This window comes from Microbacterium sp. IEGM 1404 (assembly GCF_030056775.1).
GTDB lineage: Bacteria > Actinomycetota > Actinomycetes > Actinomycetales > Microbacteriaceae > Microbacterium.
The window spans coordinates 452761-470585 of record NZ_JASHKP010000002.1 but is presented as its reverse complement, the minus strand read 5'-3'; the positions used below and the strand labels follow the sequence as shown (position 1 = coordinate 470585).

At 72.1% G+C, this 17825-nt stretch carries 17 protein-coding genes; 4 read left to right on the top strand and 13 right to left on the bottom strand.

Going from position 1 to position 17825, the window contains the following annotated elements; all coding sequences use genetic code 11:
• Window positions 1–107: 107 nt before the first annotated feature.
• The gene (locus tag QM517_RS07965; RefSeq protein WP_283286417.1) at window positions 108–1556 is read left to right on the top strand and encodes a cation:dicarboxylate symporter family transporter; all 1449 of its coding nucleotides are present in this window, start codon (window positions 108–110) and stop codon (window positions 1554–1556) included.
• Window positions 1553–2383 carry an aldolase/citrate lyase family protein gene (locus tag QM517_RS07960; protein WP_283286415.1) on the top strand — a complete coding sequence of 277 codons (831 nt, stop codon included), beginning with the start codon at window positions 1553–1555 and terminating at the stop codon, window positions 2381–2383. Before QM517_RS07965 ends, QM517_RS07960 begins: the two co-directional genes overlap by 4 nt.
• A gap of 167 nt (window positions 2384–2550) precedes the next feature.
• Here the strand turns inward: QM517_RS07960 and QM517_RS07955 are convergent, their stop codons facing one another.
• From QM517_RS07955 to QM517_RS07900, 12 genes are all read right to left on the bottom strand, one after another.
• Window positions 2551–3102, bottom strand: a complete 552-nt coding sequence (locus QM517_RS07955) for a J-domain-containing protein (RefSeq protein WP_283286413.1) — start codon at window positions 3100–3102, stop codon at window positions 2551–2553.
• A gap of 207 nt (window positions 3103–3309) precedes the next feature.
• Window positions 3310–4221 (bottom strand): oxygenase MpaB family protein, encoded by a 912-nt coding sequence (locus QM517_RS07950; RefSeq protein ID WP_303655461.1) that lies wholly within the window; start codon window positions 4219–4221, stop codon window positions 3310–3312.
• A 37-nt stretch (window positions 4222–4258) separates the two neighbouring features.
• Complete coding sequence (locus QM517_RS07945) at window positions 4259–4789, bottom strand: hypothetical protein (RefSeq protein ID WP_083735201.1); 531 nt, start codon at window positions 4787–4789, stop codon at window positions 4259–4261.
• Window positions 4790–4791: 2 nt separating this feature from the next.
• Window positions 4792–5199: a DUF4383 domain-containing protein gene (locus tag QM517_RS07940; RefSeq protein ID WP_077052491.1), complete on the bottom strand. Its 408-nt coding sequence runs from the start codon at window positions 5197–5199 to the stop codon at window positions 4792–4794.
• A 124-nt stretch (window positions 5200–5323) separates the two neighbouring features.
• Complete coding sequence (locus tag QM517_RS07935; RefSeq protein WP_283286407.1) at window positions 5324–7057, bottom strand: hypothetical protein; 1734 nt, start codon at window positions 7055–7057, stop codon at window positions 5324–5326.
• A 1-nt stretch (window position 7058) separates the two neighbouring features.
• A complete protein-coding gene (locus tag QM517_RS07930; protein WP_077052489.1) occupies window positions 7059–7814 on the bottom strand; it encodes an SDR family NAD(P)-dependent oxidoreductase in 756 nt (251 codons plus the stop codon).
• A 10-nt stretch (window positions 7815–7824) separates the two neighbouring features.
• Window positions 7825–8691 carry a phosphogluconate dehydrogenase C-terminal domain-containing protein gene (locus tag QM517_RS07925; RefSeq protein WP_283286404.1) on the bottom strand — a complete coding sequence of 289 codons (867 nt, stop codon included), beginning with the start codon at window positions 8689–8691 and terminating at the stop codon, window positions 7825–7827.
• Entirely contained in the window at window positions 8688–9482 is a 795-nt protein-coding gene (locus QM517_RS07920) for a sugar phosphate isomerase/epimerase family protein (protein WP_283286403.1), read from the bottom strand. Before QM517_RS07920 ends, QM517_RS07925 begins: the two co-directional genes overlap by 4 nt.
• A complete protein-coding gene (locus QM517_RS07915; protein WP_283286402.1) occupies window positions 9479–10246 on the bottom strand; it encodes a triose-phosphate isomerase family protein in 768 nt (255 codons plus the stop codon). Before QM517_RS07915 ends, QM517_RS07920 begins: the two co-directional genes overlap by 4 nt.
• Window positions 10246–10716: a ribose-5-phosphate isomerase gene (locus QM517_RS07910; RefSeq protein ID WP_283286400.1), complete on the bottom strand. Its 471-nt coding sequence runs from the start codon at window positions 10714–10716 to the stop codon at window positions 10246–10248. Before QM517_RS07910 ends, QM517_RS07915 begins: the two co-directional genes overlap by 1 nt.
• Window positions 10713–12464 carry a dihydroxyacetone kinase family protein gene (locus tag QM517_RS07905; RefSeq protein WP_283286398.1) on the bottom strand — a complete coding sequence of 584 codons (1752 nt, stop codon included), beginning with the start codon at window positions 12462–12464 and terminating at the stop codon, window positions 10713–10715. The genes QM517_RS07910 and QM517_RS07905 overlap by 4 nt, the downstream gene beginning before the upstream one ends.
• Window positions 12461–13831 carry an MFS transporter gene (locus QM517_RS07900; protein WP_077052741.1) on the bottom strand — a complete coding sequence of 457 codons (1371 nt, stop codon included), beginning with the start codon at window positions 13829–13831 and terminating at the stop codon, window positions 12461–12463. Before QM517_RS07900 ends, QM517_RS07905 begins: the two co-directional genes overlap by 4 nt.
• Before the next feature lie 101 nt (window positions 13832–13932).
• Between QM517_RS07900 and QM517_RS07895 the strand changes: the two genes are divergently transcribed.
• Window positions 13933–14661 carry a FadR/GntR family transcriptional regulator gene (locus tag QM517_RS07895; protein ID WP_283286396.1) on the top strand — a complete coding sequence of 243 codons (729 nt, stop codon included), beginning with the start codon at window positions 13933–13935 and terminating at the stop codon, window positions 14659–14661.
• Window positions 14662–14735: 74 nt separating this feature from the next.
• The gene (locus QM517_RS07890) at window positions 14736–15980 is read left to right on the top strand and encodes a Fic family protein (RefSeq protein WP_283286394.1); all 1245 of its coding nucleotides are present in this window, start codon (window positions 14736–14738) and stop codon (window positions 15978–15980) included.
• A gap of 58 nt (window positions 15981–16038) precedes the next feature.
• On the opposite strand, the gene QM517_RS07885 is transcribed toward QM517_RS07890, so the two are convergent.
• Window positions 16039–17823 (bottom strand): DUF5605 domain-containing protein, encoded by a 1785-nt coding sequence (locus QM517_RS07885; RefSeq protein ID WP_283286392.1) that lies wholly within the window; start codon window positions 17821–17823, stop codon window positions 16039–16041.
• Window positions 17824–17825: the final 2 nt, after the last annotated feature.

Here is a 17825-nt window from a genome sequence, read left to right as displayed (position 1 = left end):
ACAATACGACCACAAATCGCCCCGGGCTCTGCGCTCCCGCAAAGTCGTCACATCTCCGGCGGCCCCGCCGGACTCAACAAAGACGTTAGAAAAAGGGGAAGTCGCGAATGTCTCTCTCACTCCGCACCACGCGCGACGGTCGTCCGCGCAAGAAGATCGACCGCAACCACTGGCTCTACATCGCCGTCATCGTCGCCGTCGCGGCGGGCATCATCGTCGGCCTCGTCGCCCCGCAGTTCGCCACCGGCCTCGAGCCGATCGGGAAGGGCTTCGTCAGCCTCATCAAGATGATGATCGCCCCGGTCATCTTCTGCACGATCGTCGTCGGCATCGGGTCGATCGCCAAGGCCTCCACGGTCGGCAAGATCGGCGGTCTGGCGCTGCTGTACTTCGTCGTGATGTCGACCTTCGCGCTGGGCATCGGCCTGCTGGTGGGCAACATCATCCACCCCGGCGAGGGCCTCAACATCGCCAGCGCACAGTACGACGCCGTGCCCGAGGCGACCACCACGCAGGACTTCATCCTGGGCATCATCCCCACGACGTTCTTCTCGGCGTTCACCGGCGGCAGCATCCTGCAGGTGCTCTTCATCGCCCTCCTCGTCGGCTTCGCGCTGCAGGGCATGGGCGAGCGCGGGGCGCGCATGGTCGAAGGCATCCGCAACTTCCAGGTGCTGGTCTTCCGCATCCTCGGCATGATCCTGTGGCTCGCCCCCATCGGTGCGTTCGGCGCCATCGCGGCGGTCGTCGGCAAGACCGGCTTCGGCGCGGTCATCAGCCTCGGCATCCTGATGGGCTCGTTCTACCTGACCTGCTTCCTCTTCATCACCGTGGTCCTGGGGACGCTCCTCTACGTCGTCACGCGGGTCAACATCTTCTCGCTGATCAAGTACCTCGGCCGCGAGTACCTCCTCATCGTCGGCACCTCGTCGTCTGAGGCCGCGCTTCCGCGCCTCATCGCGAAGATGGAGCACCTCGGCGTCTCGAAGCCGGTCGTCGGCATCACCGTCCCGACCGGATACTCGTTCAACCTCGACGGCACCGCGATCTACCTGACGATGGCGTCGCTCTTCATCGCCACCGCCATGGGGGCGCCGATGTCGGTTCCCGAGCAGATCGGTCTGCTGGTCTTCATGATCATCGCGTCCAAGGGCGCCGCCGGTGTCACCGGTGCCGGTCTCGCGACCCTCGCCGGTGGTCTCTCCGCCTACCGTCCCGACCTCGTCAACGGCGTCGGCGTCATCGTCGGCATCGACCGGTTCATGTCGGAGGCCCGCGCGGTCACGAACTTCACCGGCAACGCCGTCGCGACCCTGCTCATCGGAGCGTGGACGAAGCAGTACGACCGCGAGCGCGTCGGCGAGGTCCTCGCGGGTCGCATCCCGTTCGACGAGACGCTGCTCACCGGTCACGACCACTCCGCCACTCCGGCCGCGGATGCCAAGGAAGAGGCGTCGGCCGTCGCCGGCACCGGTCCGGCGTCGGTGGACACGCAGGCGCTCAACGCCTTCCGCGCTCAGGCGGAGGCGGAGGCGGCGGCTCGGAGCCGTTCGTGAGCTTGACGCACTCCCCGGCGGGGGCGGCTTCGGCCGCCCCCGCCCCCGCGCGCGTGGACCTCGCCCGCACCTGGCTGCTGCGCTCGCCGCTCGCGGCCGGCGGGGAGACCGCAGCCGACGTGCTCGTCCTCGACCTCGAGGACGGGCTGCCCGCCGCGCGCAAGACCGAGGGGCGCGAGCGCGCCCGCCGCGCCGCCGAGACATCGCCGGTGTGGCTGCGCATCAGCGCCGCGGGCACCCGGGACGGCGAGGCCGACCTGGCCCTGGGCCGCGAGCTCGGCGACCGCCTCGCCGGGGTCGTCCTCGCGATGTGCGCCGGGCCGGCGGACGTCGCTCACGTCGCGGCATCCCTCCCCTCCGGCGTGGCGATCGTGGCGATGATCGAGTCGGCTGCGGCTCTGCTGTCGGCACCGGCGATCGCCGCCCACCCCGCGACCCGGCGCCTGGCGTTCGGCACGGGCGATTTCCGCCGCGACACCGGCATGGCGGCCGACCGCATCGCGCTGTCGTGGCCGCGCGCGCAGCTGGTGGTGGCGTCGGCGGCGGCGGGGATCGCGGGGCCGATCGACGGCCCGTGCGGTCCGATCGAACAGGCTCGGGATGCCGCCGAGCACGCGGCCACGATGGGATTCACCGGCACTCTCGTGTTGCGGGATGCCGCGATCGCGGGGGCTCACACCGGCTTCACGCCGAGCGCCGTCGAGGTCGAGGCCGCCCGTGCGGTGCTCGCGGAGGTTCCCGACGGCCCGGTCGACGGCTCGTACGCTCCCACCCGCGCCCGCGCCCGCGCCCTGGTCGCCCGCGCCGAGGCGCTCCCGCGGCTCTGACGCGCCGGCGGGGCCGCGGCGGCGCGGTGGCCGTGCGGCGAGGCGGCTGTCCGGTGGCGCGGCGGCGAGATCACGTGAAATGGTCGAGATCACTCGGCGCGGGTCGCTAACAGCGGGTGGTTTGGGTCAGTTCACGTGAAATGGCCGCCATCCCGCCGCGGCGCAGGTCAGCGCCGGAACCAGCGGCGGCGACGCGGTGGTGGCGGCGCGGGTGCCACCTCGGCCTCGCGCGCGCGACGGCGGGACGCCCACGCCGCGAGCTCGGCATCCACGTCCACCGTCGGCGTCACGACGGGCGGGCCGCCGAGCAATTGCCGGCGGGCCTCGATGACGCGGCGGTTGAAGTCCTCGAGCGCCTCCCTGACGTCGCCCTCGCGCGACAGGGCGTCCAGGCGATCGGCGAGTTCGGCGTGCTCGACCCGTAGGGTGAGCGCGGGCGGCCCGAGGCCGGAGAGCTTCTCGGTCTCGATCTTGCGACGGATCCACCAGTCGGGGTCGTGGCTGCCGCCGAGGTCGGGGAGCGGCTTCCCGGCACCGGGGAGGTCGTCGAACTCTCCGCGCCGGATGGCCTGCTGGATCGAGGTCTCCACGTAGGCGGCGCGCTCGGCCGCGGTCGACCCCCGCGCCGGCGACGGTGCGGATTCGGGTTCCAGCCCGGCATCCCGCAGCCGTCGGTCCAGGCGATAGCGCTCCGCCGCCTGCCTCGGATCGTCGCTCATGCCGCCTCCGCCGTGTGCTCGGGTGCTTCCAGGCTACGTCGGTGGGGAGAGGGTGGCGCCGGAGCCTCCGCCGCGTCGCGTCCGCGTCGCCGCGCCGCGCCGTGCCGCGCCGCGCCGCTCGAGTGTCCAAGACACGCCGATCCTGCGCGGGCGTGTCGGCGTGTCTTGGACACTGAACGGGCCGCGACCCGCGAACCCGGCCCGGCGCTACAGCCCCAGGCGGCGCAGCCGCAGCCGCGCCATGTCCTGCGCGCGCGGACCGGATCCGAGCGCGCGTTCGGTGATCCGCAGGATCAGGCGTGTCGCGGTCTTCACCGGCAGCCACGAGCGGCGGATGCCCAGCATCTTGCGCACCCGCGGTGGGAAGGTCGCGACCGCGGCGGCGAACAGCACGCGGTAGGCCACGCCCATGAGTCCCGTGAACGGGGGCTTCCGCAGGAAACGGACGACGTCGTCGACCCGCTCGTCGCGGCGCAGCTCGCCACGGTCGAGGAACCCCTCGAGCTCGGCGCGGAGGGCGGCCTCGGTGAGCGGCGGATCGGGCAGGCGCATGAGCCGACCCGCCGTCGCCCAGTCGGCGACGTACGCGTCGGCGCCGCCGGGGATCGGGCCGCCGTAGGCCTGGTGGCTCCGCAGGAACGCGTCGGTGAAGGCGATGTGGACCCACCGGACGAGGTCGCGGTCCTCAGCGGTGTAGCCGCGCGCGTCTCCGTCGCCGCCGACGTACGTCCCCCGCACGCGTTGGTGGAAGCGGCCCACGCGGGCGGTCTCGGCATCCGCCTGGGTTCGGGATCCGTACGTGAGGGTGATGACCCAGCGCACGGTGCCGGTGAGGCGCCCGATCGGGTCTTCGCGGTAGCGCGACCAGTCGTGGACTCCCGCGAGCGCCCCGGGGTGCAGCGCCTGCAGGAGAAGGGCCCGGATGCCGGCGACCAAGGTGCCCATTCCGGCATGGACGGTCCACGCGGGACCGTTCTCGACGAAGTAGCCGCCGTCGTCGCCCTCGGCGATCGCGCGGACGTACGGCGCCATCCCGGTCGGGTCGCCCGCGAGGGCGGTGAGGAGCTTGGCGCGCAACCGCGCGATCGGCGCCGGGACCGGGGGTGAGGACGTCACCATTCCAGCGTGCCATCCCGCGGGAGGCGGAAGGGCCGGATCAGTGACCCTCGTGGGTGATGACGGGGACGCTGCCGTCGTCGCGGATCAGCACCGCGTCCTGCGTCGCCCCCAGAGCGGGGGTGACGACGACGGCGATGATCGACGCGGCGAGCAGGAGCCCCCACACGCTCATCGGCTGCGCGGTCCGCGGGGCTGAGCCCTCGCGTCCGCCGCGCCGGACGTGCACCGCGACGGCCGCGCCGACCACGATGAGGAGGAACGTGGCGGCGGTGACCGCGACGATGCTGGTGTGAGTCGGCAGGACGAACATCAGGGCGGATGCCGCGAGGACTCCCGCCAGAACTCCCGCCAGCGTCGTGCGCGGGGCGACGAACCGACCCAGGGCGAGCACGGCTCCACCCCAGACGAGCGCGGCCACCCCGAGGACGACCAGACCCGCTCCGAGACCGCGCGAGGCGATCCCGGAGCTGGGCCCGACGATGGCGCCCGCACCGAGGGCGGCGAGGATCAGGCCTGCCCCCCATGCGGACACGGAGGGCCACGACCGGACGAAGGTCGCGGCGTTCACGCTCAGACCGCCGCGGTGCGGGGGACGTTGCGCTCGGTGCCGAGGCCGACACCCAGGAGCACGACGGCGCTCGCGAGGTGGAGGAAGTGGTCGGGCACGTTGAGGGCGAGGATGTTGGCCGGTCCGGTGAGGAAGAAGCCGACGATACCGAGGAGCAGGTAGACCGCGCCGACGGTGGTGTTGACGCCCTTGGCGGCGCGCGCGTTGGCGAGACCGGCGATGAGCAGCGCGGCACCGATCAGGAGGTGCGCGATGTTGTGGAGCGGGTTGACCGCGAAGATGCCCAGCAGCAGGCCACCCTCGTTGCTGATGAAGCCGACGCCGCCGGTGACGGCGAAGCCGAGCAGACCGACGAGCAGGTAGACGGCGCCGAAGACGGTCGCGACGATGCGGTTCGGTGACGAGCTCATGATGAACCTCCCAGAGTTCTGACAGCGACCATTCGGTCGCCTTTCACACATCTTCGGAGACACTGTGTGTTTCGGATTGGCCTTTGCACGCAGGGGATGCCATGCGGTAGGGCCGCAATGCGCCTCAGGGCAGGACGATCCTCGCCCAGCCGGAACGCTCCAGCCGGACCGAGGTCGACCCGCGCGGGGTGCGCACCTCGAGGTCGCGGGCCCGGTGGTCGAGGTTCGCGAGCAGCACGACGGCGCCCCACGGGGTGAGCGCCCCGACCGCCCAGACGGACCCGTCCGGCGAGTCGCCCGTGAGCGCGGGGTGACCGCCGAGCTCCGCGAGGGCGGCGATCGCCGCGGCCACCGGTCGGTCCGTGCCGTCCGGCCTCCGGATGCCGCGCGCTCCCCACTCCTCGAAGTAGGTCAGAGATCGCACGCCCGGCACGGTGAGGGCTGCGGCGCTCGCGATGGTCCAGGCGGCGAGCTCGACGGCATCCTGGCGCGGGTCGGCGGAGGGGAGGAGCGCCGGGCCGTAGCCGTCGCGGAGATCGGGCTGCGACGGTCGCGGCTCGGCGGTCGTCGCGACGGCGTTCACGTGCGGGAGCAGTCCGATCGGGCCGATGTCGACGGGGATCCCGCCGGACAGCCGGACCGCCTGCTCCGCCACCCGTCTCTGCATCGCGACCGACTCGACCAGCTGCGCGGTGCTCACGTCGTGGAAGAGGGGGGTGATCGCGAAGCCGAGGCCGTCGAGCCCGGCCGAGAGGCGGTGGTGTTCGCGGTTGAGTTCGGTGAAGTGCGTCCGCACCCCGCCCGCGACGGGCGCCCTCAGCCCCGCGCGCCCGCTCGCCGCGCGGAGGGCCGCCACCGTCTCCGCGTCGGAAACGTGCCGGGCGGGACCGTCGGCTCGGAAGGCGGCCACGCGGCGTACGTCGATCCCCGTGAGCGCGTCGACGCCGTCCTGCAGGGCGTCCGGCCGCTGCTCGTCGACGACGAAGCGGACGTCGAGCGGGAGCCCGGCGCGCCGCGCGCGGGCGAGGGCGGCGGGCCACGCGGGCGAGGCCAGGTCGAGCTCGACGAGCACCGTGTCGACGGGCAACGGCCGGTGATCGACCTCCTCGACGGGGTCGGGGGCGGTGCTCGCGCCGATGCCGAGGGACGGCGCGGTCCCCTCGGCGCGCAGGTCGATGACCGCCGGCCCCGTCGGCTCGGGCGGCGGCACGGGACCGACGCGCTCGATCACCACGGTCTGCGCGACGCGCTCCCCGGCGGCGAGCCGGACCGGGAAGGGCAGAGCGAGGGGTCGGTTGTACGTCTTGAACGACGCGTCGGTCCAGTTGCGCTGGTCCTCCATCTCGAACACGTCGCCCGAGAAGGTCATCCGCATCTCCCCGGCATCCGAGGACCACCGGAGCGCGCCGATGTCCGTCGCCGGCTGGTGCGGGCTGATCCCGTCGGGGAAACGGGTGGCCTCGGACGAGCCGTCCGGATGGTCCACGGAGAGGGCGCGGCCGCTCACCCTCGGCGGGTGGAGCACCACGAGTCCGGTCCGGTTCGTCTCGAACGCCGCGGTGCAGACCAGGTCGACCGCGATCTCGAGCCGGTCGCCCTCCGCGCGCGCCACGAGCTCGCCCTCGAGGTCTCCGGGGTCGGCCGACGCGCGAACGCCGAGGCGGAGACATCCGGGCTCGTCGCGGACCTCGTCGACGGAGAGCGGGAGGGTGTTCCAGTCCCGGTCGCGGACGGCGAGGCGGACGCTGCGCAGCACCGGGCGGCCGCGGAACGCGATGTCGGCGAACTCGTCGCCGCGCCGACGCGTCAGGGTCCACGGGCCGCTCGACCACGCGATCTCGTCGTCGCTCCAGGTCATATCAGAGCGTGGTCATGCCGCCGTCGACGACGAACGTCGCGCCGGTGGCGAACGCGCCCTCGTCGCTGGCGAGGTACACCATGATGCCGGTCACGTCGTCGGGCGTTCCCGCGCGACCGACGGGGATGCGCCCGACGATGGCGGCGCGCGCCTCGGGGTCGTCGGTGATCGCGGCCACCAGCGGCGTTTCGGTGTACGCGGGTTGGACGGTGTTCACGCGGATGCCGTCGGCGGCATATGCCGCAGCGACGGTGCGGGCCAGGCCGTGCACACCGGCCTTGGACGCGCTGTAGGCGGTGAAGTCCTTGCCTTCGCCGTTGACCGCGGTCGGGCTTCCGGTGAGGATGATCGACCCGCCGCGGCCGCGGAGCATCGATCGCACCGCGTACTTCACGGTCAGGAACGCCCCGGTGAGGTTGATGTCGAGCGTCCGGCGCCACACGTCGAGGTCGAGCTCGGCGGCGGGGGCGTCCCGACCGAACAGCTGCACCCCGGCGTTGGCGACGACGACGTCGGGCTCCCATCCCGCGCTCTGCAATTCGGCGAACCCTCCGGCGACGGACTCCTCGTCCGAGATGTCCATCGCGAGCGCCCGCGCGTCCGGACCCAAGCCCTCAGCCGCGGCGCGGGCGCCGGCGGCATCCACGTCCGCGATCACGGCGCGCGCGCCCTCGGCGACGAAGCGGGCGGCCACGGCGAAGCCGATGCCCTTGGCGGCGCCCGTGACCAGAGCGGTCTTCCCGGTGAGTCTGCTCATGGTCGTCTCCTCAGCGTGCGATCCGGTCGAGGTGGAGCATCCGGGCGAGGTTCTTGTCGAGCTCGTCGTCGCGGAAGATCTTCTTCCAGTCTTCCTTGATGATGCTCTCGCGGCCGTAGTCCATGGCGATGAGGCACGCGTCGCTGAAGGGGTTGTCGCCGCGGAGTCCGTTCGCGAGCGCCACCTGCGTGTGGCCGTAGAGGATGCTGCGCGCCGCCGCCTCGGGCACGCCCATCGTGTGGACGGCCTCGTCCAGCGCTTCGTTCAGGAGCGAACCGATCATGCACGCCACCGTCTCCACCAGCGTGGGCTCGAGCTGCGCGAGCTGCTTCACGGTGACCCAGTGCACGTCGATGACGGGGGCGTAGATCGCGCGGACGGTCGCCTCGACGATGGCCCGCTTGACGGGGTCGTCGGACTCGATCGCGGCGATCGCGTCCTGCGGGGCGGCGATGCCGCCGAAGGTGTCGGCCCACTCCTCCTTCGTCGTGCGCTCGAGGAAGACCGACGGGTGGCACGGGTGGGCCACCGCCTGGATGACGTCCCCGCGCGTGGTGAGGAGGCCCGCGTAAGCGGCGGCGGGATCGAGCGTCAGCACGATCGCTCCCGACTTCAGCTGCGGAACGAGCTCGGCCGTGACCGCGCCGAGGGCGAGGTCGGGGACGGCGAGCACCACGATGTCGGCGTCGGCGACCGCGGTGGCCGCCTCGGTGAGCTCCCGGCCCGCGGCGATCGTGCGCTCGCGACCGGCGGGGGAGTTCTCGACGTAGGCCACGGGGTGGGCGGTACGCGCGAGGTTGTTCGACACGCGCATCCCCATCTTCCCGCCCGCGCCGATGACGGCGATCGAGTGGAGGTCGGTGGTGGTCTCGGTCATGGGGTGCTCCTGAGGTAGTCGATGGTGGTGCGGGTCCATTCCCGCTCGAGGCGGACGGTGGTCTCGGCATCCCCCTGCCAGGGGAGCCAGTGCTCGACGATCTCGTCGATGCCGCGCTCGCGCGGTCGGACGGTGTCGAGGAGGTGGGGGTAGTCGTGCAGTCCCGAACCCATCGGCGCGCCGGTGTACTCGAAGCCGACCCAGCCGTCGCGGCGCTGGAAGGCGAAATCCTTGACGTGCACGTTGGCGACGAGTTCCGTGCACACCTCGACGCAGGCAGCCGGCTGCTCGAGGCGGGCGACGACGTTCGCGGGGTCGAGGCAGATGCCCAGGCTCTCGCTCGACAGCGACCACACCACGTCGACGAGGTCGACCGTGGCGACCTGCTCGTAGGTCTCGAGGGCCAGGGTCACCCCGGCGTCCTCGAACGAAGGCAGGGTGTCGGCGAGCCAGAGCTCGGCTTGCCGGAGGGTCGGAGTGCCCTCCGGGCCGCTGAGCATCGAGCGGAGGAGGCGGGCGTCGAAGACCTCGGCGAGGCGCAGGAAGCGCTGGAGCCGCTCGGGAGTGAGGCCCTTCGTGCCGAGCTGCACGACGACCCCGAGATCACGTGCGGCGGTCGCCGCCTCGGCCAGCTCGCGATCGCCCATGTGCTCCAGAGGGGCGTAGTCGCAGATCTGGAACAGCCCGACATCGAGCGCACGGGTGGCCTCGAAGGCTCCGCGGAGCGTCAGGGGTTCGGGAGCGAGGGCGGAGTGCTGCCAGAAGAATGCGTAGGTTCCCAGTCCGATCATGCGCTCACCCCCGCGCGGGCGGCGGCCTCGTCGAGGACGCGGCGAAGCTGCGCGGGGTCGTGGGCGAAGCGGCCGAGGAACAGGCCGTCGACCGCCCCGCCGAGGTCGGTGAGCAGGCCCGGCCCCGCCGACCCGCCGTACACCACCGCGCTGCCCGCACGCTCCGGCAGGGCGTCGAGCGCCGCGCGCAGCGCCCGCGCGACGGGGACGATGTGCGCGAGGGATGCCGGGGACTCCGCGCCGATCGCCCACACCGGCTCGTAGGCGACGGTGACCGCGCCCGCCGGTGCACCCTCGAGATCCGCGTGGAGCTGGGCCACGACGGTCTCGGCAGCGATCTCGGGGGCGGTTCTCCCGGTCTCGCCCAGGCAGAGGAGCGGCGTGAGACCCGCGGTCAGCGCGGCCGCGGCCTTCGCCGCCGTCTCCGCGTCGGTCTCCCCGAACAGGCGTCGACGCTCGGCGTGACCGATCTCGGCGAACGCGACACCGATCTCCGCGAGTTCGGAAGCCGTGATCTCGCCGGTGAAGGCGCCGGCCGGGTGTGCGGAGACATCCTGGGCACCCACCCGCACGTCCGTTCCGGCGAAGACCGCGAGCGCCGCGGGGATCTGCAGGTACGTGGGGACGACGACGAGCCGCACCGCGCCGGAGGCGATGGCGGGTGTCTCACGGGCGATACGGGCGACGTCGTTCAGCCACGCGAGGGCGCGGGCGTGTCCGAAGTACGTCTTCAGGCTCACCCCGACCCACACCGGTGCGGTCATCAGCAGGATCCGGTGTTCTCGTACGCGGTGAGGACGGCGACCTTCTCGGCGCTCGCCGAGGAGTCGTCGAAGCGGTAGGTGAGCCACTCGCGCACGAGCCGTCGCGCGAGCTCGATCCCGACGACCCGCTGGCCCATGGTGAGCACCTGCGCGTTGTTGGACAGCACCCCGCGCTCGACCGAGAAGGAGTCGTGCGCGGTGATCGCGCGGATGCCGGGGACCTTGTTGGCCGCGATCGCCACGCCCAGTCCGGTTCCGCAGATCAGAAGCGCCCGGTCGGCTTCGCCGTCGGCGACGCGCGAGGCCGCCTCGATCGCGACCGTCGGGTAGGGCGTGTGGCCGTCGGCATCCACGCCCACATCGGTGACCGCGAGGACGCCGTCGTTGGCCTCGAGGTCGCGCTTGAGGATCTCCTTATAGTCGAAGCCGGCGTCGTCGGAGCCGATCACGATGCGCAGGGGAGAGGTCATGAGGGGGTTCCGTTCTCGGAGGCGGTCGCCAGCACGGGGGCGATCGCGGCGGTGATGAGCGCGAGGGAGACGGCGCCCGGGTCGGGGGTTCCCACGGCGTGTTCGCCGTGGGTGCGGGCGCGGCCCTTGCGGGGCAGCAGATCGGCGGTCGCCGCGGCGGCCCGGTCGGCCGAGTCGGCCGCGGACGCCCAGGCGGAGGCGAGCGAGGCGCCGCCGTCGATCGCGTGGGAAAGGGTCGCGGCGAAGGGCACGAGAGCGTCGACGAGCGTCTTGTCGCCCACTTCGGCCTTCCCGTAGTCGGTGACCGCGCGTGAGGCGGCGGACACCCCGCCCGCGACGTCGGCGGCCGTCGGCGCACCCGCGTCGCCCAGTGTGCGGGCGATCGCGCCGAGGATCACTCCCCACAGCGCGCCGGAGGTCCCGCCCGCGCGATCGGCCCACGCGTCCGCGGCGCGCCGCAGCGTGGTGGCGGCCCCCGCGCCCGCGGCGGCGGCGTCGTCCGCCGCGGCCCGCGCCGCGTGGGCGCCGCGCTGCATCCCGATGCCGTGGTCGCCGTCGCCGGCGACGGCATCCAGGCGCCCGAGCTCGTCGACGTGCGCGTCGATGGTGTCGGCGATCGCCTCCACCGCGAGACGCACCGTCTGCGCCGTCGCGCGCGAGGTCTCGTCGGCATCCGGCATGTCGTCGGCGGTCTCCGTCTCGGCCACCGGCGCCGACACGCGTTCGGTCGCGGCGACCGCTCCTCGCCGGTAGGCGGGGGTGTCGACCGGGTGCTCCCAGAGCGCCGCGAGTTCGTCGTCGAGCCAGTAGAGCGTCAGCGACGTGCCGGCCATGTCGAACGAGGTGCAGTACTCGCCCACGTGCGGGTCGACGATCTCGATCCCGGCGTCCTCGAGGAGCTGGGCGATCCGCCGGTACACGACGAACATCTCCTCGTACTTGAGCGAGCCGAGCCCGTTCAGCACCGGCACCACGCGGGCGCCGGAGACGGATGCCACGCCGTCAGGGACCTCAGCGGGGTCGAGCAGGGCCGCCACCAGCATCTCGGCGAGTCCGTCGGCGGTCGGGATCGCGGTCTCGTCGATCCCCTGTTCGCCGTGGATGCCGAGCCCCACCGCCATGCGCCCCTCGGCGACGCTGAACAGCGGGTCCTGAGCGCCGGGGAGCGTGCAGCCCGTGAACGCCACGCCGAAGGAGCGGGTGCGCTCGTTGGCGAGGGCGGCGACGCGGGCCACTCCGTCGAGGTCGTCCCCCCGTTCGGCGGCGGCCGCGGCGGCGCGGAAGACCGTGAGATCGCCCGCGATGCCCCGCCGCCGGTGGCGTTCGGCGGGAGGTGCGGAGGAGATGTCGTCGGTGACGGTGACGGTCTGCGCGTCGATGCCCTCGCTGCGCAGGCGCTCCTGTGCCGCGTCGAAGTTCAGGACGTCGCCGGCGTAGTTGCCGTAGGCGAAGAACACCCCGCCGCCGTTGTCAGCGGTCCGCGCCGCGCTGTACACCTGCTGCGTCGATGGGGAGGCGAAGAGGTTGCCCATCGCTGCCGCGTGCGCCAGGCCCGGGCCGACGAGACCACCGAAGGCCGGGTAGTGGCCCGAGCCGCCGCCCACCACGACCGCGACCTGCCCGCTCGGCGAGGTCGTCGCGCGCGCGACCCCTCCCGGGATGCGGCGGACGTAGCGGCCGTTGGCCGCGACGAAGCCGTCGATCATCTCGTCCGCGAACGCCGCCGGCTCGTTCCAGAGACGGGTCACCGAGCCGTCTCCTCGACGTCGATCGCCTCGGGCGTCGGGGCGGGTGCGGCCGCCGTCCGGCGGGCGAGGACGACCATGAGGATCGCGGAGACCAGCATCACGGCGCCGACGATGAACATCGGGACCTCGTAGCCGCCCGTCCAGTCGTGCACGGCACCGGTGACGTACGGCGCGCTGAAGCCGGCCAGGTTGCCGATCGTGTTGATGAGTGCCACGCCGGCCGCGGCGGCGGCGCCGGTGAGGAACTTCGTCGGCAGGGTCCAGAAGTTCGGCAGCGCGGCGAAGATCGCCATCGCGGTCAGCGTGATCACGGCGATCGTCAGGGCGGGGGAGCCCGCGAACAGGGCCAGGGGGATACTGACCGCGCCCACGAGCGCGGGGACCACGATGTGCCACGTGCGCAGTCCTCGTCGCGAGGCGTCGCGGGACCAGAAGTACATCGCGATCGCCGCCGGGACGTAGGGGATGGCGGTGATGAGGCCCTTCTGGAACACGTCGAAGGAGGCCCCGGTCTGCTCCTGGAACCCATTGATGATCGTGGGCAGGAAGAAGGCGAGGGCGTACAGGCCGTAGATGAAGCCGAAGTAGATGAACGACAGCATCCACACGCGCCCGCTGCGGAAGGCGAAGCGCGCGGAGACGTGCTTCTGGCTCGCCGCGGTCGCGGCCGATTCCTTCGCGAGCGCGGCGGTCAGCCACTCCTTCTCGTCGGCGGCGAGCCAGTTCGCGTCGGCGGGCTTGTCCTTGAGGTAGAACCACGCGATGACGCCCACCACGATCGCCGGGATCGCGACGCCGAAGAACATGAAACGCCATCCCTCGAGGCCGAAGAACGTGCCGTGCTGCTGGATGAGAGCTCCCGCGAGAGGGGCCCCGATCACGGTCGTCAGGGGCTGGGCGAGGTAGAAGAGCATCAGGATGCGACCGCGATGCGCCGCGGGCACCCACAGGCTGAGGAAGAGGATCGCCCCCGGGAAGAACCCGGCCTCGGCCACACCCAGCAGGAAGCGCAGGATCACGAGCTGCTCGAAGTTCTGCACCCACGTGAACAGCAGCGCGACGATGCCCCAGGTCACCATGATCCGGGCGAGCCAGCGGCGGGCGCCGAAGCGGTGCAGGGCGAGGTTGGAGGGCACCTCGAGAAGGATGTAGCCGACGAAGAAGACGCCGGAGGCGAAGCCGAACTGCGCGGCGCTGAGAGCGAGATCGTCGTTCATCCCGTTCGGGGCGGCGAAGCCGATCGCGGTGCGGTCGAGGTAGTTGATGAAGAACATCAGGGCGACGAAGGGGACCAGTCGCCAGGCCACTTTGCGGATGGCTCGACGCGCGACGTCGGGTTCCGCCGCGAGGGGAGTGGAGGTGTCCACGTTGACTCCGTTCGATTCGGGGCGCATCGGCGCGCTCGTCTATATTGGCCAACCGGTTGACCAATTGCAAGCACGACTTCGGCGGCCGCTAGGTTGAAGGCGTGCCCGCCTACCCCGCCGACCGCAGCCACGAGATCGCGGCCGCACTCGAGGCCCTCCCCGCGGGGTCGCCGGTCAGCGAGGTCGCTCGCCGCTTGCTCGATCTCTTCACCACGGGCTCCATCGCCCCGGGCACGCGCTTGCCCGCCGAGCGTGCGCTCTCCACGACGCTCGGCGTCGGGCGCTCGGCCGTCCGCGAGGCGCTCGCGGCGCTCGAGATCCTCGGCATCGTCGACGTCCGTCCCGGCTCGGGCACCTACCTGCGCGGCACCGCGAGCTCGCTGCTCCCGCAGACGCTGCGCTGGGGACTGCTCCTCGGCGACACCGACACCGCCGAACTCCTCGACCTTCGCGCGGGGCTGGAGATCTACGTCGCCCGCCTGGCCGCGGACCGCGCCGACGAGACCGCGCGGGAACGCATCGCGGCGACGCTGGCCGAGATGACCCGGTCGCGTCACGACCTCCGCGCGTTCGCGCGAGCCGACCGCGACTTCCACGACGCCCTCGGCCACGCCGCCGGCAACGCCCTCCTCGTCGACCAGCTCAACGTGGTCCGCTCGCTGCTGCAGGTCTACGCCGACCGCGCGGTACAGAGCGCGGACGACGCGACCCGGGCCATCGCCGAACACGATGCCGTCGACCGCGCGATCCGCGCGCGGGACGCTGACGCCGCGGCATCCGCGATGGCCGTGCACATGGCGACGGCGTCGGCGCGTCTCGTCGGGGAGTGAGCTGCCTTCCTCAGAAGGCACCCGTCCGATTTTATGAGATAGTGCCTTAAGTCATAAATTTTTGGGGACTTCTTATGAGCTCTGAGGAATTGCCGCCCGACCACGCCGCCGCGGGCGAATCGGGGGAGCAGCTCGACCCGTCCTGGCCGGCGATCGATCATGAGAGACGGGAGTGGGTGCCGGCCGCCGCCATGGGGGTCCGCGCCGAACGCGCGGGTCGCGCGAGCGTCGCCTACGGCGCGTCCGTGCCGCCGATGATCGCCTCGCGCCATCCCGTGCTGCTCCCCGAGGTCGCCGCCGACGCCGATGAGGCGGCGGCTGAGCTCGCGCGATTCGACGCGGAACTCGGGAGCCGGGTCGCCGGGTTCGCCCCGGTTCTCCTTCGTTCGGAGGCCGCGTCCTCGTCGCAGATCGAGAACCTCACGGCATCCGCACGCGCGATCTTCTCGGCCGAGCTCGGGGCCAAGGGGTCTCGAAACGCCGAGCTGATAGCCGCGAACACGCGCTCACTTCAGGCGGCTCTCGACCTCGCGGAACAGATCACGCCCGCGAGCATCGCGGCGATGCATCGGGTTCTGATGGAATCGCAGCCCCGACACACTCCCGGCGAGTATCGCCGCGAACAGAACTGGATCGGAACGCGAGGGGACTCGCCCGTCGGAGCCGAGTTCGTCCCGCCTCATCATGAACGCGTTGCGGCCCTCATCGACGACCTCGCCGAGTTCGCGGCGCGCTGGGACGTGCCCTCGCTCACCTCCGTCGCGATCACCCACGCGCAGTTCGAGACGATCCACCCCTACACCGACGGCAACGGTCGGACGGCCCGAGCCCTCGCACAATCGCTGCTTCGCTACCGCGGCGTCACCAGGAACGTCGCTGTTCCCGTCTCCGCGGGCCTCCTGGCGGATGTCGACGGGTATCACTCCGCGCTGACCGCCTACCGCGCGGGAGACCCCAACCCGATCGTCCGCGCCTTCGCGTCCGCCGCTTTCCGCGCCGTGTCCAACAGCCGAGAGCTCGTCTCGAACATCGACGCTGTTCGCGGGTCCTGGAACGATCGGCTGACCGCCCGTCGTGACTCGAGCGCCTGGCGTCTCCTGGACATCTTCGCGTCCCGACCCGTCCTCGACTCGGCGACGGCCGCCGGGGCGCTGGGGATCGCCCAGCCCAACGTGTACCCGCCGCTGAAGGCGCTCGTCGACGCGGGTATCGTCCGTTCGAAGGCCGAGCACAAGCTCGGGCCGTTCTGGCGGAGCGAGGAGATCCTCGACGCTCTCGACGCGTTCGCGGCGCGGGCGGGGCGTCGCCAGCGCGTCTGACCGTCGGAATGACGGGACGGGTCACGGCGCGAACGCCCCCGCACCGCAGCGAAGCGCGTCAGACGCGCGACACCCGCAGCGCCACGAACTGCCGCCCCGGCAGGGTGACCCGGACGGTCCCCGAATGGATGCCGTCGACCCGGTCGGTCGTCATGTTCCAGGTGTCGATGACGTCGATGACCCAGTCGCCCTCGCCGAGCAGGACGGAGCGGAACCGCGGGCGATTGAACCCGAAGTACGCCACGCGCACCGTCCCATCCGGCGACTGCGCCCATGGCACGTCCCAGTCGGATGCCGCGGGCTCGAGCACGCCGTCGGGGACCCCGGCCAGGAATCGCTCGAGGAAGGCGATCCGCGCGGGGGAGGACCCGTGCAGGACGCCGCCCTTCGCCCACCACATCACCTCGTCGTCGGAGCCGGCGGACGCGGGCATGAGCGCCTCGCCGAACGGCGCCGGCAGGTAGGTCTCGCCGTGGCCCACGTACCCGCCGCGGACGGTACCCTCCCAGAATCGGCGGGTCATCTCCTCGCCGGTGATGTTGCCCCAGCCCTGATCGATGTCGCCCTCGTACGCGCACTCGTCGATGACGACGGGCTTGCCCCAGCGCTCGCGCCATTCGTCGGTGTTCTCGGCGGTGCGGTAGACGTCGACGCGCTGCACGCTCGCGTGGGTGATCCACGGCCGGGTGTAGTCGTAGAACGGGCGGCAGTTGTGGATCGAGATGAGGTGGCCGAACGGGTCCTCCTCGCCGACGATCGCGGCGATGCGCTCCCAGTCGTCCTCGTCCTTGCCCCAGACGAGGTCGTACTCGTTGGCGAGCGACCACCACACGTTCGAGAACGCCGCCAGCCGTCGCACGAGGTAGCGGACGTACCGGTCGTCGACCGCGGGGCCGAGGTCGGCGAACCCCCAGCGGTCGTAGGCGTGGAACAGGATCAGGTCGGCTTCGACGCCCATCTCGCCGAGCTGGGCGATGCGGCGTTCGAGGCGGCGGAAGTGCGCCGGGTCGAAGCGCTCGAGGTCGAACCCGTCGGCCAGCGACCCGGGGAAGACGAAGTCGTCCGGCTCGTTGGCGTTGAAGAGGTACGACTTCGGGAACAGGCACATGCGGAGTTTGCGGAACGCGCCCTCGGTGAGGGTCGCGAGCGTCTGCTCCTGGAGGGCCTCGGGCTGGTGGGTCCAGGCGTACGCCGTCGTCCCCAGCGGTCGGTGCCGAGTGCCGTCGGCGTGCCGGAAGTGGAAACCGTCCACGCGGACCGGACCGTGGGCCCCGGATGCCGCGGGACCGACGTCCGCGGTTCCGGTGAGGCCGTCGAGCGACGGGGTGGTGGCATCCGTCTCGAACGACCAGATGCCCTCGGCATCCGCGAGCGCCCGGAACACCCACTCGCCGTCGCCGTCGTAGAACCCGCCGACCCGGACGGGCGAGCCGTCGGGACGACGGAACGTCGCGTGCGCGTCGACGTCGACGAAGGGGTTCCCGTGCGCGGGGCCGTCGACGCGGATTTCCAGCACGCCCCACAGCGTGGTCGCGGTGGTCGGGCGGACGCGCGCGCTCGCCCGCGAAACGTCATCGCCCTCGTACGTCGCCGACGGCGCGATCGCCGGCGCGTAGGGCGGTCGCTCGTCGCCGTCGCCGATCTCGGCGAGCGCTTCCCAGAACCGCGCGCGGTGGTCGAGGTCTTCGAGGCTCGGCACGATCGCGACGAGCTGCCCGAGGCGGCCGCCGCGGAACTGCGTGGCCATGGGCGACGCGGCGACGCCGGGCAGGAAGCGTTCCAGCACGGCGCGGGCGCCGGGGTGGTCGAGGGCGTCGCCGAAGGTCGAGCGGCGGTCGAACATGG